The following is a 22,953-nucleotide window of genomic DNA, read 5'->3' as shown; positions in this document are numbered from 1 at the left end:
AAGCCGCGCGCCGCGTCGGCGTAATCAAGACGGTTGGGGTGAAATCGGGGGAGGACCTATCGTTGCAAGCGCTCCTGAAGCTGAGCCAAGGGATTGACGCGTTCACACGCTGGACGGGCAAACGCCTCGCGTGGCTGATCGTGCTCGCCGTCATCATCTCGGCGGTCAATGCGATCATTCGAAAATCCTTCGATACGTCCTCCAATTCATGGCTCGAGCTGCAATGGGTGCTGTTCAGCATCGTCTTCCTGCTGTGCTCGCCCTGGACGCTGCTGGACAACGAGCACATCCGCATCGACATCGTGAGCAACGCGCTGCCGAAGAAGGCTCGCAACGTGATCGAGCTCATAGGCCACGTATTCTTCCTCTTTCCGATTTGCATCGTCATGATCATTACGGGGGTGCCGTTCTTCCTGCGCTCCTTCCAAGTCAACGAGCAATCCGGCAACGCCGGCGGCCTGCCGCAATGGCCCGCCAAAGCCCTGATCATGATCGCATTCGCTTTCCTGCTCGTTCAAGGCGTCTCCGAGCTGATCAAGCGGATTGCGGTAATGCGCGGATTGATGCCGGACCCGCATGAATCCCAGGTGTCGGCTCTGGAGGCGGAAGTCGAGCATCTCGTCGAAGCGATCGAGAAGAAGTAGCCGTTGGCGACGGTGTAGGGGGAATCCATGACCGCATTCATCATCGCCAATATGGCGCCCATCATGTTCGTGTCGCTGGTCGTCATGCTGCTGCTCGGGTATCCCGCAGCATTCTCGCTCGGCGCCGTCGGCCTGTTCTACGCCGTGATCGGCGTCCAGCTCGGTCAGTTCCACCCCGACTTCCTCCAGGCCCTCCCCGAGCGCGTCTACGGCGTGATGAACAACGACACGCTGCTCGCCATCCCGTTCTTCACTTTCATGGGACTGGTGCTGGAGCGGTCGGGCATGGCCGAGGATCTGCTCGACACCATCGGCCAATTGTTCGGCACCATCCGCGGCGGCCTCGCCTATGCGGTGATCTTCGTCGGCGCGCTGCTCGCCGCGACGACGGGCGTGGTGGCCGCTTCCGTGATCTCGATGGGCCTTATCTCGCTGCCGATCATGCTGCGCTATGGCTATGACCGCCGCGTGGCATCGGGCGTCATCGCCGCGTCCGGCACGCTCGCGCAGATCATTCCGCCCTCGCTCGTTCTGATCGTGATGGCCGACCAGCTCGGCAAGTCCGTCGGCGACATGTACGAGGGCGCCTTCGTCCCCGGCCTCGTGCTCGCGGGCCTCTACGCCCTCTACGCCTTCCTCGTCAGCATGATCTTCCCGGCGGCCGCGCCGGGCCTGCCGAAGGACGCCATCGGTTTCCGGGAAGACAATGGCGACCGCGGCCTGGTCTCGCTTGGCATGCTGTTCCTCGCGAGCTGCGTGTTCGGATGGTTCATGATGCGCAGTTCGAGCACGCATGGCGCCGATTACGTCGTGCTCAGCATGTTCTACGGCATCGTCTTCGCGTTCGCCGTCGCCGTGGTGAATTGGCTGGTGGACAAGCTGACCGGCTTCCGCTTCCTCTCGAAAATGGCGCAGCAGACCACCTTCGTCATGGTGCCGCCGCTGTTCCTGATCTTCCTGGTGCTGGGCACCATCTTCATCGGTATCGCAACCCCGACCGAAGGCGGCGCGATGGGCGCGGCCGGCGCCCTCATCCTGGGCGCAGTGAAGCGCAGGCTGAGCTGGGACCTCATCCGGCAAGCCACGGAATCGACCGCCAAGCTGTCGGCTTTCGTCGTGTTCATCCTGGTCGGCGCCCGCATCTTCTCGCTCACCTTCTATGGCGTCAACGGGCACGTCTGGGTCGAGCACCTGCTCACCTCCCTGCCCGGCGGCCAGATCGGCTTCCTGATCTTCGTCAACGCGCTCGTTTTCGTACTGGCCTTCTTCCTCGACTTCTTCGAGCTGGCCTTCATCGTGATTCCGCTGCTCGGACCGGCCGCCGAGAAACTCGGCATCGACCTGATCTGGTTCGGCGTCATTCTCGGCGTCAACATGCAAACCTCGTTCATGCATCCCCCGTTCGGCTTTGCCCTCTTCTATCTCCGCTCGGTCGCGCCGAAGGAGCGGTACACCGACCGCCTCACCGGCAAGAGGATGGAGCCGGTCACCACGGGCCAGATCTATTGGGGCGCAGTCCCATTCGTGATCATCCAGCTCATCATGGTCGGTCTGGTCATCGCCTTCCCCGCGATGGTGATGCACTACAAGGGCGTACAGTCGAACATCGATCCCAACACGATCAAGATCGAGGTGCCGCAGATCGAGCTGCCGCCGCTCGATTTGGGACCACCGCAGAAGTAGGCGGCTCTGATCCAACGCAGTAGCCCTCCCCTTTCGGGCAGGGCTATCGCATTCGGGCGTGTTCTCTCGCGGCCATCCTTCGAGACGCCCGCCTCTGGTGGGCCCACAGGATGAGGAGCGAGTGCGCGGCAGCAGTCTCACCGGGCACCAATGCCACTTAGCCTCATCCTGAGGAGACCGCGGAGCGGTCGTCTCGAAGGACGAGGCGTGCGCTCCGGCGGTTCAAATACCACGTGCCATTGCCTGCCCTCCAGGAGACGGTGAAGCGCCAGCGCCCCCCGCCAACCTGAACCGCAGCGTGAACTCCGCGCCGCCGCCGGGAAGATTTTCCACAGCGACTGTCGCCGCATGATCGTCCGCCACCGCGCGCACGATCGAGAGCCCCAGGCCCGCGCCGTCGCTGCGCTGGCGGTCACGGCGCCAGAAGCGCTGGAAGATCAGCTCGCGCTCGGCTTCCGGGACGCCCGGGCCGCAATCGCGTACCCGCACCGAACCGTCATCGCGCACATCCACATCGATGCTGGTGTGCTCCGCGGTGAACTTGATGGCGTTTTCGGCGAGGTTGAAGATCGCGCGCTGGAGCATCTCCGAATTGCCGTGGATCAGCACTGGCGCGTCGCTGCCCTTCAACGCGATGTCCTTGTTCTGCGCGATCGCGAACGGTGCGATCGAGCCGACCACCTCGGCGCAGACAGCGCGCAAATCCGCGGTCTCGCCGGGATCGAGCACCAGCGTGTCGAGCTCGGCGATCTCCAGCAACTGGGCGACGATCCGACTCATGGCTTCGATGTCCGCCTGCAGCGCCTGCCGAGTCGCGCTGTCGCCCAGCGTCTCGATCCGCGTGCGCAGGATCGTCAGCGGGGTGCGCAATTGATGCGCGGCGTCCGCCGTGAACTGCCGCTGCACCCGGAAGCCGTCCTCGAGGCGGTCGAGCGCCTGGTTTACGGCGGTGACCAGCGGCATGATCTCGCGCGGGATATTCTTCGTCGGCAGACGGATGTCGGTACGCGCCGGGCCGATATTGCTGGCCTCCTCGGAGGCTTTCCACAGCGGCGCGACCGCGCGGCGGAAGATGATGATGTCGGTTGCAAGCAGGACCAGCAGGATCGGGATGGTGATCCACCCCACCCGCCGGAAGAAGTTGGAGATGATGTCGTCGATGATCACGTCGCGGTGCGCGAGATCCTCGGCGACCTGGACGCGGACCATCTTGCCGTCGATGATCCGGGTGACGCCCGCACCAGCAATCGTTTCGGGCGGTCGAAGCGCCGCGGCGCCGCTCCGTCGGTGCGAGGAGAACAGCAACCGGCCCTCGCCATCGCGAATGTCGTATTGATAGCGGCCGTAAGCGTCCGAATAGAGCCCGCGCAGGCTGTCGGGCAGGTTGAACGTCAGCGACCCGTCCGGCTGGGCGACGATGCGCTCCGCCAGCACCTCGGCCTGGGCGCGCATGCCATCACGGTGCAACTGGTCGATCTCGGAATTGAGCAGCCAGAACAGCACCAGCGGCAGGAGGATCGCGACCATCGCGACCGCCACGATGTGCAGGAAGACGATCCGCCAGATCAGCGATTTGAACGTGAGCGATCTGGCATGGCCACCGAGAGCCACGCTATTTTTCCTCGGTCATGAGATAGCCGACCCCGCGGATGGTGTGGATCACCACCTTGGCGCCGTGCTCGGCGAGTTGCTTGCGCAGCCGCGAGACGTAGACCTCCACCGCGTTGGAGGCGACCTCGCCTTCAAGCCCGAAGATGTGGTCCTCGACATTCTTTTTCGGCACCACCCGCCCCTGCCTGCGCAGCAGGATCTCCAGCACGGAGGTCTCGCGCGCCGAGATGATCCGCGGCTGATCGTCGACGAAAATCTGGCGGCTCTCGGTGTCGTAGACGAGATTGGCGAGATTGAGCGAGCGGCCGAGCAACTGGCCCGGCCGGCGCAGGATCGCCTCCAGCCGCGCCACTAGTTCCTCCATCGCGAACGGCTTTGCGAGATAATCGTCGGCACCGCTGCGCAGGCCGGTGACGCGGTCCTGCAAGCCGCCGCGGGCGGTCAGCACCAGCACCGGCAGCGGCTCCATGTCGAGGCGCAGCTCGCGCAGCACCGACAAGCCGTCGCCATCGGGCAGGCCGAGGTCGAGGATCATCGCAGCATAGCTGACGCTGCTCACCGCCTCGCGCGCCTCGGCGGCGCTGCCGACGATGTCGCTCTGATAGCCGGCTGCCGCCAGCCCACCGGCCACGAGCCGCGACAGCTCGACATTGTCCTCGACGATCAGAAGACGCATCGCATATCCGTCGAAATTCCGGTGTCACGGTACGGCCCGCGCCGCACTCCGCTCTCTTCCACCATTCGTCCGGCTTCGGCCAGCAAAAAGACAGGTCTTGCCCGCCTTTCGCACGCCGTCAGCCTCCTGTAGGCATTGCATAGCGGCCCTGCCGTTATCTGCGCAATGCGCTCAGGTCACGCGCCCGCCGTTTCGCCGCCGTCATTGACGCAAATGCGCATGAGTCCAGCGGATTGCCGCCGCTAGGCCCGGTCACCGGGACACCACCGCGCGATCAGGAACGCGCTGGCCGCCGCGCCGGCGAGCAGGCACGCCACCACGAGAATGCTGATGGGAAATGACATCAGACCACGCTCTTGAGCGCTGATCGCGGCGCTGCCAAATGTCAGGTAGCCGCCGGTCACGACAAAGCTCGATACGGCCTTTAGGACAGCGCACCGCGTCACCGGCCTGTAATTGAGGAATTTCAGGAGCAACGGCCCGCATGTGAACCCAAGCGCAAGGACCCAACCAGAGATCAGCGTCGGGACGTGAAAGAGATCGGTCAAACTGGAAGACAAGGCGACACCTGGGGCTTCCGGAGTTTGACGTCCTCGACCGAATTGCGGTTCAAACATCTCGCGACGCCGCCAACGACGCGACAAAGTCGGCTGCTCACCCGTTCGATCTGGGACTGCGCTTCTCGAATGCCGCTCTGAGTTCGGCCAGCTGGTCGCGGGTTGTTCCTCGCTCCACGTCGGCCCGAAATGCGGTCATAAGGCCTTACCGATTTCGTCCCAAAATGGATATATTTGCCTCACCGTGGTATGGCCACGCCCGGCCATCTGCCACTTCGAAGGACTGCGTCATCGAGATCTTTACCAGGGACGGAAGGACGAATTGGATGAGCAGACCTGTAAAGACGGAAAGCGAACTCATCGCCATGGCAAGGGCAGAATTGAAGGTTCATGCCGACTGTCCCGATGGAATGACAATTTCGATCCTCCGCGATGGCAGGTCGTGGGAGTTTCGAGCCAGTGCAGACCGGGCCACGTCAGATCGGCCTGGCTACCCCGAATGCGTTGCCATGCTCGTCCAGATTGGTGATCACCTGAGCAAGCAGTACGACGTCGAGAGTTAGACGGCGGCCTCAGACGACGTGTTCGGTCGCCACATGAGACCCGCCGCGAACCTGCTTTAGAATCGCTGCGGCAAATCGACCATTTTCCTGTTGACCAGGAACCCGCTGACGGTAAAGGTGCCCGTGCTTCACGCGCGGCCGAGATGTACGCATGTCTCGCGAAAACCGACAACAAGAACGAGCGGAAGCATCAGGAGGGTGAACCAGCTCCGGCATAGCAATGGAAGGCTGCCGATGCAGCGCCATTGTCTTGCGCGTTGGGGGGCACCAGGCGAGCGGGGGACAAGGCATCGATGCGCCCATTGTTGGCGATAAGTACGGCGATCGACTGGCTGAACGAAAAGGTCGGCAACGTCTGCAACGTTCTGGTTCTCGCGGCCTGTCTGGTCAGCGCCGCAAATGCGATGATCCGATACGCCTTTAGCTACAGCTCCAACAGCTGGCTCGAGACCCAGTGGTACATGTTCGCCGTGGTCGTGATGTTCGGCGCGTCCTACACTTTCAAACGCAATGAGCATGTACGAGTCGAAATCCTCTACCTCATGCTTTCCGAACGCGGCCAGCTATGGCTGGACCTGATCGGGACACTGATTTTCCTCATCCCGGCGTGCCTTCTCCTCAGCTACCTGTCCTGGGGGATGTTCTACAACTCGTTCATCATCGGCGAAATGTCTAACAATGCCGGCGGCCTGCTCCGGTGGCCGGTCAAGTTTGTCCTGACGGCGGGATTCTTCATGGTGGCTCTGCAAGGCGTCTCGGAGGTCATCAAGCGCGCGGCCGCCTTGCGCGGTGAGGTCACCATCGATGCGAAATACGAGCGGCCGACCCAATGATCACGCTTGAGATGATGCCGCCGCTGATGTTCGGCGGCCTGGTCCTGGCGATGCTGATCGGCTTCCCAGTCGCCTTCACGCTGGCCGCTCTCGGCCTTTCCTTCGGATTTCTCGCCATCCACGAGGGATTTTTCGGGTTCAGCTTCCTGCAGGCAATACCGGAGCGCATCTACGGCAGCGTTCTGGCCAACGAGCTGCTGCTTGCAATCCCGTTCTTCACGTTCATGGGCGCGATCCTCGAGCGATGCGGCCTCGCGGAAGATATGCTGGATTCCATGGGGCAGTTGTTCGGCCCCGTTCGCGGCGGCCTCGGCTATTCCGTGATCATCGTGGGCTTCATCCTGGGTGCCATTACCGGCACCGTGGCTGCACAGGTGATCGCGATGGCGATGATCTCGATGCCGGTCATGATCCGCTACGGCTACAACATGCGCTACATTACCGGTGTGCTTGCAGCCTCGGGCACCATTACCCAGCTGGTGCCTCCTTCGCTGGTTCTGATCGTGCTCGCGGACCAGCTCGGGAAGTCGGTTGGCGATATGTATCTGGGCGCCTGGGGCCCATCGATCCTCCAGATCGCTTTGTTCGCGGGTTACACATTCGCTTTGAGCGTGATCAAGCCGGATCATGTCCCGGCCGTGCCCAAGGAAGCAAGGACGCTCAAGGGCTGGGCCCTCTGGCGCAAATGCCTCCTGGGCATCATCCCGTCAGCCGTTCTGATCTTCGTGGTGCTCGGCACGATGATGCTCGGGCTCGCCACCCCGACCGAGGCGGGCGCCATGGGCGCAGTCGGCGCGATCGTCCTTGCCGTCATCCATCACAAGGATTTCAGCTCGGCTGGTCACAAGGTGTTGCTCGTCGGCGTCGCCGCCGCCGGCGTCGGCACCATCATCGGCATCTACTTCACGCCGAATCTGCCTTTCAAGATCGCCTTCGCGGTTGCTTATCTCGCAGTCGCCTGGGTCTGCATCGAGGCGATCAGAATTCCGGACCTGCGCACCTTGGTCAAGCAGGGCTATGAGACGACCATGCGCATCACCTGCATGGTGACGTTCATCCTGATCGGATCGACTTGCTTCTCGATCGTCTTCCTCGGTTGCAACGGCGGTGTCTGGCTGGAGCACATGCTGACATCGCTGCCGGGCGGGGTATGGGGCTTTCTGATTTTCATCAATCTGTTCATCTTCTTCATCGCCTTCTTCCTCGACTTCTTCGAGATCGCCTTCATCATCATTCCGATGATCGCGCCTGTCGCGCTGAAGCTGCTCACCCCTGTCGTCGGCGCGGACGCTGCCTTGATCTGGTTCGGTGTCATGCTCTGCGTCAACATGCAGACCTCCTTCCTGCATCCGCCCTTCGGCTTCGCCTTGTTCTATCTGCGGGGTGTGGCGCCGAAGGAGGTCAAGAGCTCGGACATTTATTGGGGCGCGATGCCATGGATCGGCCTGCAGGTGATCATGGTTGCGGTCGTCATCGCATTTCCGGTGACGGTCACCGGGTTACTGGACGCTCCTGCCAAGGTGGATCTGGACAAGATCAAGATCGAAATCCCGAACATCGAGCTGCCGCCCCCACTCGATTTCGGCCAGCCGAAGAACTGACCCGCGGAACCTACGCCTTTGCACGCGGTTAAATCGAAGGCTCAGGATCAGCGCCTGGAGGAGCCCGATGCCGTATTTCCCATCCGACCAAGACCAAGACCTGCGCATTTACAAGGTGCTTGCCGACGTCTTTTGCGCGATCTTGCTCGCCAGCTTTTCGATCGTCTTTTTCGGCTGGCTTGGCGGCATTGTCGCCTTCGTCATCCTCGAAGCCGGCCTGCTCGGACTCGATTGGCTCATGCCCAGCGCGAAAGACGCAGCAGGCGTCGTTCGCTGACGGCTTTTCCAATTTGCGGAATCCGGCCGGTAGCGGACCTATCGAAACAAAGGGCAAGCTCGGCGCTGCGGCTAGCTTGGTCCGGTCCAGTACTCCTGAAACGCCGCTCTGAACTCAACCAGTTGGTCGTTCGTCGCCCCTGACCGTGCGTCGGCCCTATTTGTAAGTATATCCAGGTAAGCGATCGGCTGAACGAACTGGCACGCCGTGAAGTCGTATCGCTTGCCTCCGATCCGGTTGTAGAAATGATCGCCGGCCGGAAGCAGCGTCTTCAGCAAGTCACCACCGAAGAGTTCGTGAACGAGCAGCGACGTGACGTTGCATTGCCCTGCCGCCGGATTGTTGGCCGTCCATTGGCTGCTCGTCGACAACGACCATGCCTTGCGCAGCGCGTCTTGGATTTGATCGGGATCGAAGCTCAATGCACTTCTCGAGTCGGGCATACACGACAAAATTCGGATTATTCGATTGTAAGTTTCCACCGCTGTTTTGCCCGACGGAGCAAGGGATTTCGGTCTTTCCCGCAGGCCTGTGCGCCGCGCCGTCAAGTCATTGAAAACGCTATCCTCTGCTACTGTGCATGGGGTTGTTTTCGAAGTTTTTGTTCTGGGAGCCCTCGGGAGCGCTGCAACGACAACGCCCCGAAGCCTTCGCTCCGGGGCGCTGCATGCGACAGTTGGCGCTGATCAGCTCTGCGAACGGCGCGCCATGAAGATGTCGTAGCCGACCTCGGCGACCTGGAACCAGGAGTAGCCGTCGCTCGTGAACTTGGCGAGCGAGTCGTGCACCTTCTTGAAGTTGGGGTTGGTCGCAGCGACTTCGGCGTGCAGCTCCTTGGCGGCCTTGTGGCAGGCATCCATGATCGACGGCGAGAAGGCGTGCAGCTTGGTGCCGCCCGCGAGCAGCTTCTTCATCGCCAGCGGATTGGCGTTGTCGTAGCGCGCCATCATGTAGTTGTTGGCGTAGTGGCCGGCCTGCTCCAGCACGCTCTGGTAATGTTTCGGCAGCGCGTTCCACTTGTCGAGGTTGACGAAGGCCATCAGCATCGGTCCGCCTTCCCACCAGCCGGGGTAATAATAGTGCGGCGCGATCTTGTAGAAGCCGAGCTTCTCGTCGTCATAGGGGCCGACCCATTCGGCGGCGTCGATGGTGCCCTTCTCCAGCGCCGGATAGATGTCGCCGCCGGCGAGCTGCTGCGGCACGACACCGAGCTTCTGGAGCACGCGGCCGGCAAAGCCGCCGATGCGAAATTTCATGCCCTTGAGATCCTCGGGCGTGTTGACCTCTTTCCTGAACCAGCCGCCCATCTGGCAGCCCGTGTTGCCCGCGAGCAGCGAGACGACGTTGTAGCTCTTGTAGAACTCGTTGAGCACGTCGCGCCCGCCGCCGAGCATGTACCAGGCCTGGTTGAGCCGCATGTTGGGACCGAACGGCACGGCCGAGCCGAAGGTGAAAGTCGGGTCCTTGCCGAAATAATAGTAGGACGCGGTGTGGCCGATCTCGCAGGTGCCGTTCTGCACCGCGTCGAGCACCTGGAGGCCCGGCACGATCTCGCCGGCGGCGAAGATCTGGATCTGGAATTTGTTGTCGGTCGCCTCCGCGACCATCTTGCACATCATCTCGGCGCCGCCAAACAGCGTGTCGAGCGATTTCGGCCAGCTCGTCGGCATGCGCCATTTGATTTCCGGCATCGACTGCGCGATCGCGGGAGCCGCGAGCGTTGCGGCGCCGGCCGCGCCAAGTCCCGTGACCTTGATGAAGTCTCTTCTCTTCATGATTTCCTACCCTGGTGGATCTGATTGTGGGCCTTCTTGCCGAGGCTTGCGGACAGCATGGAACATCGCCGCGCCGAATGCCATCCCGATCGCGCTGCGGCAAAGAAAAAGCCCGGCCTCCTGGGGAGGCCGGGCTTCCGGTATTAAGACTTAAGCCGTCGATCAGCCGCGGGTGCGCGAGCGGATCATGAAGCTGTCGTAGGTGTATTCGGCGACCTGCCACCACAGATATTCGTCGGAGCGGTAGGCCTGCATCGCGTCAATTACCTTCTTGAAGTCGGCGTTCTTGGCCGAGATCTCCGCCCACAATTCGTTGGTCGACTTGAGGCAGGCTTCCAGCACCTCGTTGGTGAAGGGACGAAGCTGGGTGCCGCCGGCGACGAGGCGCTTCAGCGCCGCCGGGTTCTGCATGTCGTAGCGCGCGGCCATCCAGGTATTGGCATGGGTGGTCGCGTTGGCGAGGATGGCCTGGTAGTTCTTCGGCAGCGCATTGAACTTTTCCAGGTTGGCGAAGGCATGGACGGTCGGACCGCCTTCCCAGAAGCCCGGATAATAGTAGTACTTGGCGACCTTGGCGAAGCCGAGCTTCTCGTCATCGTAGGGGCCGACCCACTCGGCCGCGTCGATGGTGCCCTTCTCCAGCGCCGGATAGATGTCGCCGCCGGCGAGCTGCTGCGGCACCACACCGACCTTCTGAAGCACCTGGCCGGCGATGCCGCCGATGCGCATCTTCAGGCCCGAGAGGTCGGCAACGGTCTTGATCTCCTTGCGGAACCAGCCGCCCATCTGCGTGCCGGTATTGCCGCAGGGGAAGCCGATCACGTTCGACTTCTTGAAGAACTCGTTGGCAAGCTCGTTGCCGCCGCCCTGAAAGAGCCAGGAATTCTGCTGGCGCGCATTGAGGCCGAACGGCACCGAGGCGAAGATCGCAAAGGTCGGATCCTTTCCGACGTAATAATAGGAGACGGTGTGGCACATTTCGACCGTCCCGCTCGAGGTCGCATCGAGCGCCTGGAGACCGGGGACGATTTCGCCGCCCGCGAACACCTGGATCTGGAATTTGTTGTCGGTCATCTCGGCGACGTACTTCGCAACCTGCTCGGCGCCACCATAGATGGTGTCGAGCGACTTCGGGAAGCTCGAAGTCAGGCGCCACTTCACCTCGGGCGAGGACTGCGCGATCGCCGGCGACGCCACTGCGGTCGCCGCCGCGCCTGCTGCCGACACTTTCAGAAAATCACGACGCTTCATCTTCAGGTCTCTCCTTGCTGGGGCGTTTCCCCTTGACTTCTCTTATGCCGCCGCTCGTTCCGGCGACGCGTCGATGCCGCGTCGAACCGAAGGGGCTTGACTGCCGTGGGCCTTTACCACGGACCGCGCGGTTACGGAACGCGACAATGGCATGACCGGGCTCTACGAAAGTCGCATGTCCCCGGGGGGCCCCGCGGCAGGCCGGTTCAGGCGGCCGCAATCACGCCCTTCAGCTGGTCACGAACCTTGCCTGCAATGGCGCGGTAGATCGCCGCATGAGGGCCGTCCGGCTCGCTGTCGACCACGGGATTGCCGGCGTCCGAAGTGGCACGAATCGCCATATGCAGGGGGATCTCGCCGAGGAACGGCACCTGGAGCTTCTCGGCCTCGTGCCGGGCCCCGCCATGACCGAAAATGTCCGACCGCGTGCCGCAATGCGGGCATTGGAAGTAGCTCATATTCTCGACGATGCCGAGCACGGGCACGTTGACCTTCTTGAACATCGCAAGCCCCCGCCGCGCGTCGATCAGGGACAGGTCCTGCGGGGTCGAGACGATCACAGCGCCCTTGAGCGGTACGTTCTGCGCCAGCGTGAGCTGGGCATCGCCGGTGCCCGGGGGCATGTCGACCACCAGCACGTCGAGCTGGCCCCATTCGACGTCGCGCAGCATCTGCGTCACCGCCGACATCACCATGGGACCGCGCCAGATCATCGCCGTCTCTTCCTCGACCAGGAAGCCGATCGACATGATGGCGAGGCCGAAACGCCGGAGCGGAATCATCTTGCGCTCGCCGTTCAACTCCGGCTTGTCGCGCAGACCCGTCAGGCGCGGCACCGAGGGGCCGTAGATGTCGGCATCGAGCAGCCCGACCTTGAGGCCAAGGTCGCGCAGGCCGAGCGCCAGATTGAGCGACGTGGTTGACTTGCCGACGCCGCCCTTGCCCGAGGCGACCGCGATCACGGCGGCAACGCCGGGGATTTCCGACTGCCGCGCCATGGGCGACCCGCCGCCCTGAGGCGGCTTGTGGGCATGGGCCGGCTGCACGCCGGGCGCGCCGCGGCTCGGCTGCGGGGGTGGCGGCGGCGCCGAGCCCGGCTTGCGCTCGGCGGTCAGCGCCACCATCACGGTGGTGACGCCGGGAATGGCGCGCACGGCGGCCTCCGCTTCGGCCCGGACGGCTTCCCAGGCCCGCGCCTCGGCGGCATCGACGTTGATCGAGAAGAACACCTTGCCGTCGGAGGCGTTGATCGCGCTCAGCACGTTGGCATTGGTGAGCGCGACCCCGCGCGGCGACTTGATCCGGCCGAGGCTGTCGAGAACCTGTTGCTGCGTCACGCTCAAAGCGCATCTCCTGAACGGAGCATGATCCGGACCCGGAGAGCCGCGCCAGCGCAAAGTGTGGAGCGTTGTTCCGACAAGATCATGCTCAAGCCTTTAGGATGCCCCATTAGAGCGGAAACGCCCAAAAGGCTACTGCCTGCCGACGTCATCGGCCCTTTCGGCGGGTGCCGCCCCCTGCTCCCTGGCGGCCTCGTAGTTCAGCTCGATCATGACGCCGTTCGGGTCGTGGACGAAGATCTGCCAGAGGTCGCCGCCGGGCACCTGACGGGAGTCGAATTTCATCCCCTTTGACGCCAGCCGCTGTTTCATGCCCTCAAAGCCGCGACTGACGAAGGCGACGTGGTGGACAACGCCGGAATCCGGCTTTTGTGGCTCGGCGGTCGCAGAAATATCGACGAGATGCACCACGGGCTTGCCCTCGCTGTACATCCAGGCGCCCGGGAAGGCGAAATTCGGCCGGGCGCCTTTTTCCAGGCCCAGCACTTCCTCGTAGAAGCGGACGGTCTCGGCCAGATTCCGGGTCCGGATATTGAAATGATCGAGGACACCAACGCTCACGCCGCCCATGCTTTCGCTCCCTTGTTTTGAAGTCCTTGGAGCCCGGCATCCTAGCACAGGAGGCGGGGCCAAACGAAGCCGTTGCCCTCTGGCCTCAAGGGTTTATGGTGCGCCTCCGATCCGCCCTCACCGCGGAACCAGGCGTCCCTCGCTTGGCAAGAACCGTAAAACCCAAACTACGGACAAGGTACCACAATGGCTAAAGTCGCTTTCCTCGGCCTCGGCGTGATGGGCTTCCCCATGGCGGGACACCTCGTCAAAAAAGGGGGCCATGAGGTCACCGTCTACAACCGCACCGCGGCCAAGGCGAAGGAATGGGCGGACAAATTCGGCGGCAAGACCGCGGCGACCCCGAAGGCCGCCGCCGAGGGCCAGGATTTCGTGATGTGCTGCGTCGGCAACGACAACGATCTGCGCGCGGTCACGATCGGCCCCGACGGCGCGTTTGCCGGCATGAAGAAGGGAGCGACCTTCGTCGACCATACGACTGCCTCCGCCGAGGTCGCGCGTGAGCTGGACGCAGCCGCCACCAAGGCCGGCTTCAAATTCGTCGACGCCCCGGTCTCCGGCGGCCAGGCCGGCGCCGAGAACGGCGTGCTGACGGTGATGTGCGGCGGTGCGCAGGACGCGTATTCGGGCGCCGAGCCGATCATTACAGGCGCCTATGCGCGGATGTGCAAACTGCTCGGGCCCGCTGGCTCCGGCCAGCTGACGAAGATGGTCAACCAGATCTGCATCGCCGGTCTGGTGCAGGGTCTCTCAGAGGGTATCCATTTCGCCAAAAAGAGCGGCCTCGACGTCGCCGCGGTGATCGAGACCATCTCAAAAGGGGCCGCGCAATCCTGGCAGATGGAAAATCGCTACAAGACCATGAACGAGGACAAGTACGATTTCGGCTTCGCGGTCGAATGGATGCGCAAGGACCTCTCGATCTCGCTGGCCGAGGCCCGCCGCAACGGCGCCAGCCTGCCCGTCACCGCGCTGGTCGACCAGTTCTACGCCGAAGTCGAGAAGATGGGCGGCAAGCGCTGGGACACCTCCAGCCTGCTCGCGCGCCTGCAACGCTGAGGCGCCGTTGCGGCCTCGTCCGGGGCCATGCAGCATGGTAATTCGTCGCGACTTCGGCCGCGACGAAGTTCAAAGCGCGATAACCGAACAAGCATAAATTTCTGGGGGAGCCTTGCTTAGCGTGATCGCCGCCATCCTCGTCGTTGCCTGCGTCGGCCTCGCGCCGGAGCTCCGTCCCGGAATCGCCGGGTTCGCCGCGGGTGGTGCCTGTAGGCGTGGATCCCGCCTCATTGCTCGCCTGCTCCCTATCGCGCTCCTGATCCTTGTTGCATCACCCTCGCAGGCGCTCGCCGCATCGATCGACGGGGCCAGCATTCGCCCGCAATGGGCGCTCCCCTTCGCCGGCATGCTGCTGTCGATCGCGATATTTCCGCTCGCAGCGCCTCACTTCTGGGAGCACCACCAGGGCAAGATTGCCGCGACGTGGGCGGCCCTGATCGTGCTGCCGCTCGCGATCTGGTATGGCCCGCTTCCGACCATCCAAACGCTCGTGCATACAGCGCTGCTCGAATACATCCCGTTCATTCTGCTGCTCCTTGCGCTGTTCACCGTGGCCGGCGGAATCGTGGTGCGCGGCAATCTTCACGGCTCCCCGGTTTTGAATACGCTACTGCTCGCGCTGGGCACCCTGATCGCCAGCATCATCGGCACGACCGGTGCGTCGATGGTCATGATCCGGCCGGTGATCCGTGCAAATGACGACCGGCGACACAACGCGCACGTCGTCATCTTCTTCATCTTTCTGGTGTCCAACATCGGCGGTTCGCTCTCCCCCTTGGGAGATCCGCCGCTGTTTCTGGGCTTCCTGCGCGGCGTGGATTTCTTCTGGACGACCACGCACCTGTTCGCCCAGACCACGTTCGCAGCGTGGATTCTGCTCGCCCTGTTCTTTTGCATCGATACCTATTTTTATCGCAAAGAGGGCCGCGTCAGGCCCGACCCAACTCCGGACAATCCCTTGCGGATCAGCGGCGGCCTCAATTTCGTTCTGATGGGAGTCATCATCGCCGCGATCCTCTTGAGCGCCAAGCTCGACCTTGGCGGATTTGAGATCCTCGGCACGCACCTCCAGCTGCAGAATCTTCTGCGTGATGCCGTGATGATCGGCGTCGTGTTCACATCTCTTGCCGTCACGTCGAAGGAGGACCACGACGCGAACGGCTTCTCCTGGGGCCCCATGATCGAAGTGGCAAAGCTGTTCGCCGCCATCTTCATCACCATCATTCCCGTGCTTGCGATTCTCAACGCCGGCCGATCCGGCGCGTTTGCCTCGGTCGTGAACATGGTCACCAATGCCGATGGCACGCCGAACAATGCCGCCTATTTCTGGCTGGCCGGCCTGCTCTCGTCCTTCCTCGACAATGCGCCGACCTATCTGGTCTTCTTCGAGCTTGCCGGAGGCGATGCCAAGCATCTGATGACGAATGGCGCCATGACCCTTGCCGCGATCTCCGCAGGTGCGGTGTTCATGGGCGCCAACTCGTATATCGGCAACGCGCCCAACTTCATGGTCTACGCGATCGCGCGAGCGGGTGGCGTCGCAATGCCGGGTTTCTTCGGGTACATGGCCTGGACCTCCGTGCTGCTGCTGCCCGTCTTCGCGTTGGTCACGGTCATCTTCTTCAGGTGACGGGACGCGGGTTCCCGCGGGAGCAAGCCCGAACTGGCGTGTGAATTAACGCCCGGTTAACGTAATTCTTTAGCTCCTTAAGTCAGCTCTTAAGGATTTCTTGCCAGAGATAGACAATGCAGAAGGCCCGCGTCCGCCGTGGGCAGGAATCGTGTTGCTTGATGAGTAACCCCGCTGAAAAGCCCGAGGTTGTGCAGCTTCCGGCCGAGCCGGTGAGCGCGCCATCGGCGAGCAGCCGAAGGGCTGCGGCGCAGCGGGTGCGCGAGGCGCGCGACAAGTTAACCTCGACCAGCGGAACCCGGCCGGCGTTCGACGCCGAGATGTTGCGTCAATATGCCCAGACGCGGTTGTCGGCTTCCTATGTCGTGATGCTGCTGGTGGTCGCGACCGGCATATTGTTCGGACTGTGGATGCAGCCGATCCCCGCCGCGGCCTGGACTGTGGGCATGCTCTGCATCCATGCGGCGATGATCCGCAGTTGCCGGCGGTTCCTGACCGAACCCGCCTCTCCAGCCGCGACGCGGGCGTGGCGAACGCGGTTCGTCGTGCTCGACCTGCTCTACGGCCTGTGCTGGATGGCCATCCTGATCCACCCCGTGCTCGACATGGTCACGGAAACGCTGATGATGTTCCTGATGCTGCTGGTGATCGCAGTGTCGAGCATGCTGGCCGCCAATTTGCCGATCGCGGCCCTTGCCGCCACAGCTCCGGTCGCCGTCGCGATGGCACTGAGCTTCGTGATGACCGGCTCGCTCGACAATTACATCCTGGCGGCGCTCGCGCTCGCGGCCGAAGGCTATTTCGTGCTGCTGGCACACCGCCTGCACTCCTCGACGTTTGCAACGCTTGAAGCGCGCGCGGAGAAGGACGCCCTGATCGGCGAACTCGAACAGGCCAAGGCCATTTCGGACGAAGCGCGCCACCGCGCCGAAGCCGCCAACGTCGCCAAGTCACGGTTCCTCGCGCAGATGAGCCACGAGCTGCGCACGCCGCTGAACGCGATCCTCGGTTTCTCCGAGGTGATGAAGAGCGAGATTTTCGGCGCACACGCGGTGCCGGTCTACAAGGAATATTCAGCGGACATCCATAATTCCGGCGTGCACCTGCTCAACCTCATCAACGAGATTCTCGATTTGTCGCGGATCGAGGCCGGCCGCTACGAGCTCAACGAGGAAGCGGTGTCGCTGGTCGGCATCGTCGCCGACTGCCACCATCTGATGAAGCTGCGTGCCTCGAGCCGCGGCATCACGATCCACGAAGTGTTCGAGCAGGCGATGCCGCGGCTCTGGGCCGACGAGCGCGCGATCCGCCAGGTCGTGCTCAACCTGCTCTCCAACTCGATCAAGTTCACGCCGCAGGGCGGCGAGATCTGGCTCAAGGCGGGATGGACCGCCTCGGGCGGACAATACCTCTCGGTGAAGGATTCCGGGTCCGGCATCCCGGAGGACGAGATCCCGGTCGTGCTCGCCTCGTTCGGCCAGGGCTCCAACTCGATCAAATCGGCTGAACAGGGCGCCGGCCTCGGCCTGCCGATCGCCAAGAATCTGATCGACCTGCATGGCGGCACGTTCACGCTGAAATCGAAGCTGCGCATCGGCACCGAGGTGATCGTCACCTTCCCGCCGGAGCGCGTGATGAGCGCGCTGGCGCCGCTGTCGGATGATTCCCCGCCGCTTCAGCCGGAGAGTTCACTCGTTCCCGAGGAGAAGCGCCGGCCGCGCCAAAGGCCAATCATGAGCGCAGGCACGGGCTCTTAACGAGATGCTTGCAGAATTGTCCGACGATCCCTCACTATGTCCAAATGAGCAAAGAAACGCCGTGCGTCGCCGTTTGCATGATCGACCCCAGGACCAAGCTATGCTTCGGTTGCGGCCGCACACTGCCCGAGATCGCGCGCTGGCATGCCATGGAGAGCGCGGACCGGCTCACGATCATGGCTCTCTTGCCGGCGCGCATGACGGAAGCTGGACTGACGCCGATCGCAGGATCGCCGGAACGGACCTGACCAGCCAGAGCGCATCCGAGGGTGCGCGATGATACGCGTTCTGCTCGTTCTCATCACGCTTGCCGGCACGGCAGGGGCCGTCGTCGCCTATGGCGACTCCGATCGGATCGCCCGCGCCGGCCATAAGGTCTCGCACATCTTCCGCGGACAGACCGCCTCCCCCGCGCCGGCCGTCCAGATCCCGCGCGGCCAGGGCGGCGAATTCACGCTGCGTGCGAAGATCAACGGCGTCACCGCACCGATGGTGATCGACACCGGCGCGACGTCGGTGGTGCTGACCTGGGAGACGGCGAAAGCAATCGGGCTGCCGCTCGAGATGCTTGAATACGATGTCGACCTCGAGACCGCGGGCGGCCATACCAAGGCGGCGCGGCTCACGCTTGCTCGTCTCGCCGTCGGCCATCTCGTCGAGAAATCGGTGCCGGCGCTCGTCGTGCAACGCGGTCAATTGAAGACCAATCTGCTCGGCATGAGTTTCCTCGACCGCCTCGAGAGCTGGGGCGTGCGTGCGGACACGCTGATGCTCACCGGCTATCCGGAACTGCGGAACAGCAATCGTCGCTCGCGGACGGCAATCGACTAAAATCCTAGCCCCCGGACAACGTCGTGAATGCCCAGAGGTGTGGCATTTGTGCTATTTACAAACCGTCCAGTCGGTTTATAAAAGCATCATTCCCGGATCGGGGTTGAATGCGAGCTGCTTCCTGGCGGAGGCAGCCAAGTGGGAGACTGAAATCATGACTGCCAGAACTGTCATCCGCCTCGCGATGCGTGCCTTGCCCGTTGCCGCGGTGTTCGCCGCGGGCAGCGCCTGTGCTGCGGACTTGTCGCCGCGCCATGCGGCGCCCTCTTCTGCCTACACGGCACCGCAGCCGGTATATTCGTGGACCGGCCTTTATGCGGGCTTCAACGCTGGCTATGCCGAGAGCGGCGACGACGCCTTCAACAACCTCGTCGGCGTGAGCGGCGGCAAGGTCAAGGGCGCCTTCGGCGGCCTTCAGGTCGGCTACAACTACCAGCTTTCGCCAATGTTCGTGGTCGGCATCGAGAACGACTTCGAAGCCGGCGACATTAAGAACCACGATGCCCTCAACAGCGCCGCCGTCAGCATCCCCTGGTACATGACCGGCCGCGCCCGCGCCGGCATCGCAACGATGGACTCGCGGCTGTTGTTCTTCGGGACCGCGGGTCTTGCCGCGGGCGAATTGAAGGACGGCCCGATCAGCAAGATGAAGATGGGCTGGACAGCGGGCGGCGGCGTCGAGTGGGCGTTCCTGCCAAAATGGTCGGCCAAGGCCGAGTATCTCTACACCGAGTTCAAGCGCGACGACCTGCCGGACTGGAACGCAGCGAAATTCCACTCTTTCCGCGTCGGCGTGAACTATCACTTCGACTTGTTCCGCTGAGACGGATCGATGAAGCGCCGGATGTTGCGATCCGGCTCTTCACGAGAATGCTAAGCAGCCGCTTCTGCGGGCGAGCGGGCACCGACACGCGCGATCGCGTCGCGCAGCACGTCGAGACCGGCGCCCGGCTTTACGCCCTGCTCGGCCAGATGGCGACGGAAGGCCCGCGCGCCGGGCACGGCATGGAATGCACCGACGAAATGCCGCGTAATCGCATGCAGCCGCGTGCCGTTCGCGAGTTGCTGCTCGATATAGGGCATCATCGCCTCAAGCGCATCCTGCATGGTCGAATGCGGTGCCTCTTCGCCGAAGATCTCCCGATCCACGGAGAGAAGCCGCCACGGCTCCTGATAGGCGGCGCGGCCGAGCATCACGCCGTCGACATGGGCGAGATGTGCTCTCGCCTCTTCGACGCCGGGAATGCCGCCGTTGATGATGACAGGCACATCAGGCATTGCGCGCTTGAGCCGATAGACACGCTCATAATCGAGCGGGGGGATGTCGCGGTTCTCCTTTGGAGACAACCCATTGAGCCAGGCTTTTCGGGCATGCACGATCAGCGCGTCGCAGCCGGAGGCAACCACCGCGCGCGCAAGCGTATCGAGCGCCGTCTCCGGATCCTGATCGTCGATGCCGATACGGCACTTCACGGTGACGGGAACGGCGACGGCGCGCTTCATCGCATCGATACACCTTGCCACCAGGTCCGGCTCCGCCATCAGGCAGGCGCCGAACCGGCCATCCTTCACGCGATCGGAGGGGCAACCAACGTTTAGGTTGATCTCGTCATATCCGTGGTCCTCACCAATCCGCGCTGCCAGCGCGAGGTCGCGAGGATCTGATCCGCCAAGTTGAAGCGCCACGGGATGCTCGACCGCATCGAACCCAAGCAACCGTTTCCGGTCGCCATGTATCACGGCGCCAGTCGTCAGCATCTCCGTATAGAGCAGCGCCCGCCGGGTCAGGTGACGATGGAACACCCGACAGTGCCGGTCCGTCCAGTCCATCATCGGGGCCACGGAAAAGCGATAGTCTTTATATTCCAACGAGTTATCCTATCCTTACAATGGACTAGAGCAGGAACAAGTGCACACGTGTGCTCTCCAAACCAGTCAAAATTGCACACGTGTGTACCGCATTTGGCCACGATCGGCGACAAGGCCGCGCCGTGCCCGCTCGATCACGTCAACCGCCAGTTCAAAGGCGACGAGGCCGAACGTCCTCTGGCTCTCCGACTTCACCTATGTCGCGACCTGGGCCGGCTTCGTCCACGTCGCCATTGTCATCGACGCCTATGCCGGCACGATCGTGGGCTGGCGGGCCTCGCGCACGGCGCATGCGAGCTGCGTGCTCGATGCACTGGAGCAGGCGCTGCATGGTCGACGGCCGGTCCATCGCGGCGCGCTCGTGCACCACAGCGACAGGGGCAGCCGATACGTTTCGATCAAATACACCGAGCGTCTGGCTGAAGCTGGCATCGAACCTTCCGTCGGAAGCGTCGGCGATTCCTACGACAATGCTCTCGCCGAAGCCATCAACGGTCTCTAAAAGGCCGAAGTGATCCATCGGCGCGGGCCATGGCGCAGCTTCGAGGCCGTCGAGTTCGCGACCCTGGAATGGGTGGACTGGTTCGACAACCGGCGGCTCCTGGAGCCCATCGGCAACATCCCACCAGCCGAAGCCGAGCAACGCTACCACGCCATGCTGGAGCAACCAGCTATGACGGCATAACTTAAACCAAATGGCCTCCGGCAAACCCGGGGCGGTTCAGTTTACGAGCACACGGCCTAGACGGCGGGCGCCGCGACGCGGCTTGGTTGACACTCTCCATCGCACCGAGGCGAGCGGCCACAGGGTTCATTCACCGTTAGTTTCCGGCCTGCTCAGGAATGCTTGTTTTGGCTAAATCAGGATCCCGGCGATGGGAGATAGTGGTTCCGCCACAAGCTCGTCGGCCCGCTCGTCGCATTCTACGCTTTGTCCGACGCTTTGCATTGCCAAAATCGGCTCGGCTTTACTGCCGCAATTCTTGCGTCGAACGCTTCAGTCGCTGCTCTAGCGCTACGAGAAGCTGAGTACGGCCGATGATTCCGGCAAGCTTCTTACCGCGGAGGACCAGCACCTGCGATATCTGGTAAATATCCATCTGTTTGACGACCTCCTCGATCTTGGCGTTGTCATCGACCCATACGGGATGGCGGCTCATGACGGCATCGACTCGAAGCCCACTCGTTCGCTCGCGAGCGAACTGCCCCTCGTCTTTCCCAAGCAGCCATTCAAGCCAAAATCCCTCTGGATACTCCACTTCCAACTCGCGTCGGTGAAGGAAATCGCCTTCAGAAATGATCCCGACCAGCGATCCGGCGTCGTCCACCACCGGCAGACCGCGCTGATTGGTCTCGAGCAGGAGGTGGATCGCGTCGAGCAGCGGAGCGCTTTGTCTCACTGTCGCAAACGAGGTTCGCATGATATCTGCCGCTCTCATTTTGGTGCTGCTCCCTCGCACACGATCCGGCTTTGCCGCCCTAGTGAGACATAAGGAGGCAGATCTTCGCCTCCTGCAGGAGGCTGTACGTCATCCCGCCAAAAATCCACTCCCCCAGCCTGCTGTGTCCATAACCTCCGGTAACGATGAGGTCGGCACGAACGTCTTCGGCAAAGCGAATGAGATAGCGGGCATCGGGATCTGCCGTATGTACACGGATCTCGTGCTCGCAACTCGCACCGTGTTTCTTGAGATAACTGGCGACATCCCGCACCCGACGGTGCGCCGCATCCTGCTCATCCGACGTGCAGATCTCGACTATCGTGACTTTTGACGCGCGTGTCAGGAACGGCATCGCGTCGCGAACGGCGCGGCGCGCCTCGCGCGTATCCTTCCATCCGATCACGACCTGGTCCCCGGATAATCCCGTCACGCTCGCAGGAACCGATAGCGTCGGACGCCCCATCCTGAGCATGGCTTCTGCCGGGTCAAAGAAATGAGAGGGATTGGCCCCAAGTGAACTCCGCTTGACGACAACGAGATCCGCCGCCCTGGCTTGCTCAACCACGAAGTCGGTCGGATCATTGATCGACCAGCGCCATTCAACTTTCTCGCCCGGCGAACGCACCACTCTCCTGAACCAACTCTCCTTTTCCGCAAGCGCGGATCGTAAGCGTCTGAGGTCCTCCTCGGTGGTCTGTTCAATGATGACCCCTTCGGCCACAAACGGAGGCTGCACGGCTGCAGCGGACACACCCAAAATGGAAGCCTCGAACCTAGACGCGACACTGTCCGCAACAGCGACCTGTCCCGCCTCTTGTTGCGCGGTATCGACGTAAACCATGACGCTGGCGATCGACATGACATTTCTCCGGCAAGATGCGCATTTGTTCATTTATCGCTCGACGGACAACCAACCCAGTTGAGCGAGATCAAACCAAGAGACAGGGGAAACTTTGCTGACCTTGCCGGGGCGATCGGTTTGAA

The 22,953-nt window shown here is 62.6% G+C and carries 23 protein-coding genes and 1 pseudogene; 13 read left to right on the top strand and 11 right to left on the bottom strand.

Features of this window, described 5'->3' with window-relative positions; translation table 11 throughout:
* Positions 1 to 62: 62 nt before the first annotated feature.
* Positions 63 to 644 carry a TRAP transporter small permease subunit gene (locus tag AX729_RS03000; RefSeq protein ID WP_061020410.1) on the top strand — a complete coding sequence of 194 codons (582 nt, stop codon included), beginning with the start codon at positions 63 to 65 and terminating at the stop codon, positions 642 to 644.
* A gap of 27 nt (positions 645 to 671) precedes the next feature.
* Entirely contained in the window at positions 672 to 2,327 is a 1,656-nt protein-coding gene (locus AX729_RS02995; protein ID WP_061020409.1) for a TRAP transporter large permease, read from the top strand.
* Positions 2,328 to 2,549: 222 nt separating this feature from the next.
* Here the strand turns inward: AX729_RS02995 and AX729_RS02990 are convergent, their stop codons facing one another.
* The 3 genes from AX729_RS02990 to AX729_RS02980 form a co-directional block, all read right to left on the bottom strand.
* Entirely contained in the window at positions 2,550 to 3,938 is a 1,389-nt protein-coding gene (locus AX729_RS02990; protein WP_061020408.1) for a sensor histidine kinase, read from the bottom strand.
* A 1-nt stretch (position 3,939) separates the two neighbouring features.
* Positions 3,940 to 4,614, bottom strand: coding sequence for a response regulator transcription factor (locus AX729_RS02985; RefSeq protein WP_061020407.1), 675 nt, complete (start codon positions 4,612 to 4,614; stop codon positions 3,940 to 3,942).
* Between the two features lie 242 nt (positions 4,615 to 4,856).
* Positions 4,857 to 5,231 carry a hypothetical protein gene (locus AX729_RS02980; RefSeq protein WP_082770323.1) on the bottom strand — a complete coding sequence of 125 codons (375 nt, stop codon included), beginning with the start codon at positions 5,229 to 5,231 and terminating at the stop codon, positions 4,857 to 4,859.
* Between the two features lie 266 nt (positions 5,232 to 5,497).
* Between AX729_RS02980 and AX729_RS40985 the strand changes: the two genes are divergently transcribed.
* The 4 genes from AX729_RS40985 to AX729_RS02960 all read left to right on the top strand — a co-directional run bounded on the left by AX729_RS40985 (position 5,498) and on the right by AX729_RS02960 (position 8,445).
* Positions 5,498 to 5,734 (top strand): hypothetical protein, encoded by a 237-nt coding sequence (locus AX729_RS40985; protein WP_061020442.1) that lies wholly within the window; start codon positions 5,498 to 5,500, stop codon positions 5,732 to 5,734.
* A gap of 293 nt (positions 5,735 to 6,027) precedes the next feature.
* Positions 6,028 to 6,567, top strand: a complete 540-nt coding sequence (locus tag AX729_RS02970; protein WP_061020406.1) for a TRAP transporter small permease subunit — start codon at positions 6,028 to 6,030, stop codon at positions 6,565 to 6,567.
* The gene (locus AX729_RS02965; protein WP_061020405.1) at positions 6,564 to 8,168 is read left to right on the top strand and encodes a TRAP transporter large permease; all 1,605 of its coding nucleotides are present in this window, start codon (positions 6,564 to 6,566) and stop codon (positions 8,166 to 8,168) included. The genes AX729_RS02970 and AX729_RS02965 overlap by 4 nt, the downstream gene beginning before the upstream one ends.
* A gap of 67 nt (positions 8,169 to 8,235) precedes the next feature.
* Positions 8,236 to 8,445 (top strand): hypothetical protein, encoded by a 210-nt coding sequence (locus AX729_RS02960; RefSeq protein WP_061020404.1) that lies wholly within the window; start codon positions 8,236 to 8,238, stop codon positions 8,443 to 8,445.
* Positions 8,446 to 8,516: 71 nt separating this feature from the next.
* Here AX729_RS02960 and AX729_RS02955 read toward each other — a convergent pair whose 3' ends face one another.
* The 5 genes from AX729_RS02955 to AX729_RS02935 all read right to left on the bottom strand — a co-directional run bounded on the left by AX729_RS02955 (position 8,517) and on the right by AX729_RS02935 (position 13,381).
* A complete protein-coding gene (locus AX729_RS02955) occupies positions 8,517 to 8,867 on the bottom strand; it encodes a YunG family protein (RefSeq protein WP_061020441.1) in 351 nt (116 codons plus the stop codon).
* 264 nt (positions 8,868 to 9,131) lie between these two features.
* Positions 9,132 to 10,220, bottom strand: a complete 1,089-nt coding sequence (locus tag AX729_RS02950) for a TRAP transporter substrate-binding protein (RefSeq protein WP_061020403.1) — start codon at positions 10,218 to 10,220, stop codon at positions 9,132 to 9,134.
* A 162-nt stretch (positions 10,221 to 10,382) separates the two neighbouring features.
* The gene (locus AX729_RS02945; protein WP_061020402.1) at positions 10,383 to 11,471 is read right to left on the bottom strand and encodes a TRAP transporter substrate-binding protein; all 1,089 of its coding nucleotides are present in this window, start codon (positions 11,469 to 11,471) and stop codon (positions 10,383 to 10,385) included.
* A gap of 206 nt (positions 11,472 to 11,677) precedes the next feature.
* The gene (locus tag AX729_RS02940; RefSeq protein ID WP_061020401.1) at positions 11,678 to 12,814 is read right to left on the bottom strand and encodes an Mrp/NBP35 family ATP-binding protein; all 1,137 of its coding nucleotides are present in this window, start codon (positions 12,812 to 12,814) and stop codon (positions 11,678 to 11,680) included.
* Between the two features lie 129 nt (positions 12,815 to 12,943).
* Positions 12,944 to 13,381: a VOC family protein gene (locus AX729_RS02935; protein WP_061020400.1), complete on the bottom strand. Its 438-nt coding sequence runs from the start codon at positions 13,379 to 13,381 to the stop codon at positions 12,944 to 12,946.
* A gap of 186 nt (positions 13,382 to 13,567) precedes the next feature.
* Here AX729_RS02935 and AX729_RS02930 point away from each other — a divergent pair, with 186 nt between their 5' ends.
* The 6 genes from AX729_RS02930 (at position 13,568) to AX729_RS02905 (ending at position 19,481) form a co-directional block, all read left to right on the top strand.
* Positions 13,568 to 14,440, top strand: coding sequence for an NAD(P)-dependent oxidoreductase (locus AX729_RS02930; RefSeq protein WP_061020399.1), 873 nt, complete (start codon positions 13,568 to 13,570; stop codon positions 14,438 to 14,440).
* Positions 14,441 to 14,669: 229 nt separating this feature from the next.
* Entirely contained in the window at positions 14,670 to 16,070 is a 1,401-nt protein-coding gene (locus tag AX729_RS02925) for a sodium:proton antiporter (RefSeq protein ID WP_061020440.1), read from the top strand.
* 161 nt (positions 16,071 to 16,231) lie between these two features.
* Positions 16,232 to 17,827, top strand: coding sequence for a sensor histidine kinase (locus AX729_RS02920; RefSeq protein WP_061020398.1), 1,596 nt, complete (start codon positions 16,232 to 16,234; stop codon positions 17,825 to 17,827).
* A 44-nt stretch (positions 17,828 to 17,871) separates the two neighbouring features.
* Positions 17,872 to 18,075, top strand: a complete 204-nt coding sequence (locus tag AX729_RS02915) for a DUF1289 domain-containing protein (protein ID WP_061020397.1) — start codon at positions 17,872 to 17,874, stop codon at positions 18,073 to 18,075.
* A gap of 28 nt (positions 18,076 to 18,103) precedes the next feature.
* Complete coding sequence (locus AX729_RS02910) at positions 18,104 to 18,658, top strand: TIGR02281 family clan AA aspartic protease (RefSeq protein WP_061020396.1); 555 nt, start codon at positions 18,104 to 18,106, stop codon at positions 18,656 to 18,658.
* Between the two features lie 154 nt (positions 18,659 to 18,812).
* Complete coding sequence (locus AX729_RS02905) at positions 18,813 to 19,481, top strand: outer membrane protein (protein WP_061020439.1); 669 nt, start codon at positions 18,813 to 18,815, stop codon at positions 19,479 to 19,481.
* Between the two features lie 50 nt (positions 19,482 to 19,531).
* Here the strand turns inward: AX729_RS02905 and dusA are convergent, their stop codons facing one another.
* A complete protein-coding gene (dusA, locus tag AX729_RS02900) occupies positions 19,532 to 20,527 on the bottom strand; it encodes a tRNA dihydrouridine(20/20a) synthase DusA (RefSeq protein ID WP_082770322.1) in 996 nt (331 codons plus the stop codon).
* 99 nt (positions 20,528 to 20,626) lie between these two features.
* On the opposite strand from dusA, the pseudogene AX729_RS38385 reads away from it, so the two are divergent.
* Positions 20,627 to 21,212: pseudogene (locus AX729_RS38385) on the top strand (IS3 family transposase); the annotation flags it as partial.
* Between the two features lie 283 nt (positions 21,213 to 21,495).
* Here AX729_RS38385 and AX729_RS02890 read toward each other — a convergent pair.
* Both AX729_RS02890 and AX729_RS02885 read right to left on the bottom strand, forming a co-directional pair.
* Complete coding sequence (locus AX729_RS02890; protein ID WP_061020394.1) at positions 21,496 to 21,966, bottom strand: CBS domain-containing protein; 471 nt, start codon at positions 21,964 to 21,966, stop codon at positions 21,496 to 21,498.
* Positions 21,967 to 22,006: 40 nt separating this feature from the next.
* Positions 22,007 to 22,828 carry a universal stress protein gene (locus AX729_RS02885; protein ID WP_061020393.1) on the bottom strand — a complete coding sequence of 274 codons (822 nt, stop codon included), beginning with the start codon at positions 22,826 to 22,828 and terminating at the stop codon, positions 22,007 to 22,009.
* Between the last annotated feature and the right edge of the window lie 125 nt (positions 22,829 to 22,953).

Source organism: Bradyrhizobium sp. CCH5-F6 (assembly GCF_001556045.1).
In the GTDB taxonomy this organism is placed as follows: Bacteria; Pseudomonadota; Alphaproteobacteria; order Rhizobiales; family Xanthobacteraceae; genus Bradyrhizobium.
This window is presented reverse-complemented; position numbering and strand designations above follow the sequence as displayed.

Excerpts from the sequence above, each read along its gene's own strand:
- AX729_RS02995 (WP_061020409.1), top strand. The coding sequence starts at position 672 with ATGACCGCATTCATCATCGCCAATATGGCGCCCATCATGTTCGTGTCG.
- AX729_RS02985 (WP_061020407.1), bottom strand. The coding sequence starts at position 4,614 with ATGCGTCTTCTGATCGTCGAGGACAATGTCGAGCTGTCGCGGCTCGTG.
- AX729_RS02980 (WP_082770323.1), bottom strand. The coding sequence starts at position 5,231 with ATGTTTGAACCGCAATTCGGTCGAGGACGTCAAACTCCGGAAGCCCCA.
- AX729_RS40985 (WP_061020442.1), top strand. The coding sequence starts at position 5,498 with ATGAGCAGACCTGTAAAGACGGAAAGCGAACTCATCGCCATGGCAAGG.
- AX729_RS02970 (WP_061020406.1), top strand. The coding sequence starts at position 6,028 with ATGCGCCCATTGTTGGCGATAAGTACGGCGATCGACTGGCTGAACGAA.
- AX729_RS02965 (WP_061020405.1), top strand. The coding sequence starts at position 6,564 with ATGATCACGCTTGAGATGATGCCGCCGCTGATGTTCGGCGGCCTGGTC.
- AX729_RS02960 (WP_061020404.1), top strand. The coding sequence starts at position 8,236 with ATGCCGTATTTCCCATCCGACCAAGACCAAGACCTGCGCATTTACAAG.
- AX729_RS02950 (WP_061020403.1), bottom strand. The coding sequence starts at position 10,220 with ATGAAGAGAAGAGACTTCATCAAGGTCACGGGACTTGGCGCGGCCGGC.
- AX729_RS02945 (WP_061020402.1), bottom strand. The coding sequence starts at position 11,471 with ATGAAGCGTCGTGATTTTCTGAAAGTGTCGGCAGCAGGCGCGGCGGCG.
- AX729_RS02935 (WP_061020400.1), bottom strand. The coding sequence starts at position 13,381 with ATGGGCGGCGTGAGCGTTGGTGTCCTCGATCATTTCAATATCCGGACC.
- AX729_RS02930 (WP_061020399.1), top strand. The coding sequence starts at position 13,568 with ATGGCTAAAGTCGCTTTCCTCGGCCTCGGCGTGATGGGCTTCCCCATG.
- AX729_RS02920 (WP_061020398.1), top strand. The coding sequence starts at position 16,232 with ATGAGTAACCCCGCTGAAAAGCCCGAGGTTGTGCAGCTTCCGGCCGAG.
- AX729_RS02915 (WP_061020397.1), top strand. The coding sequence starts at position 17,872 with ATGAGCAAAGAAACGCCGTGCGTCGCCGTTTGCATGATCGACCCCAGG.
- AX729_RS02910 (WP_061020396.1), top strand. The coding sequence starts at position 18,104 with ATGATACGCGTTCTGCTCGTTCTCATCACGCTTGCCGGCACGGCAGGG.
- AX729_RS02905 (WP_061020439.1), top strand. The coding sequence starts at position 18,813 with ATGACTGCCAGAACTGTCATCCGCCTCGCGATGCGTGCCTTGCCCGTT.
- AX729_RS02890 (WP_061020394.1), bottom strand. The coding sequence starts at position 21,966 with ATGAGAGCGGCAGATATCATGCGAACCTCGTTTGCGACAGTGAGACAA.
- AX729_RS02885 (WP_061020393.1), bottom strand. The coding sequence starts at position 22,828 with ATGTCGATCGCCAGCGTCATGGTTTACGTCGATACCGCGCAACAAGAG.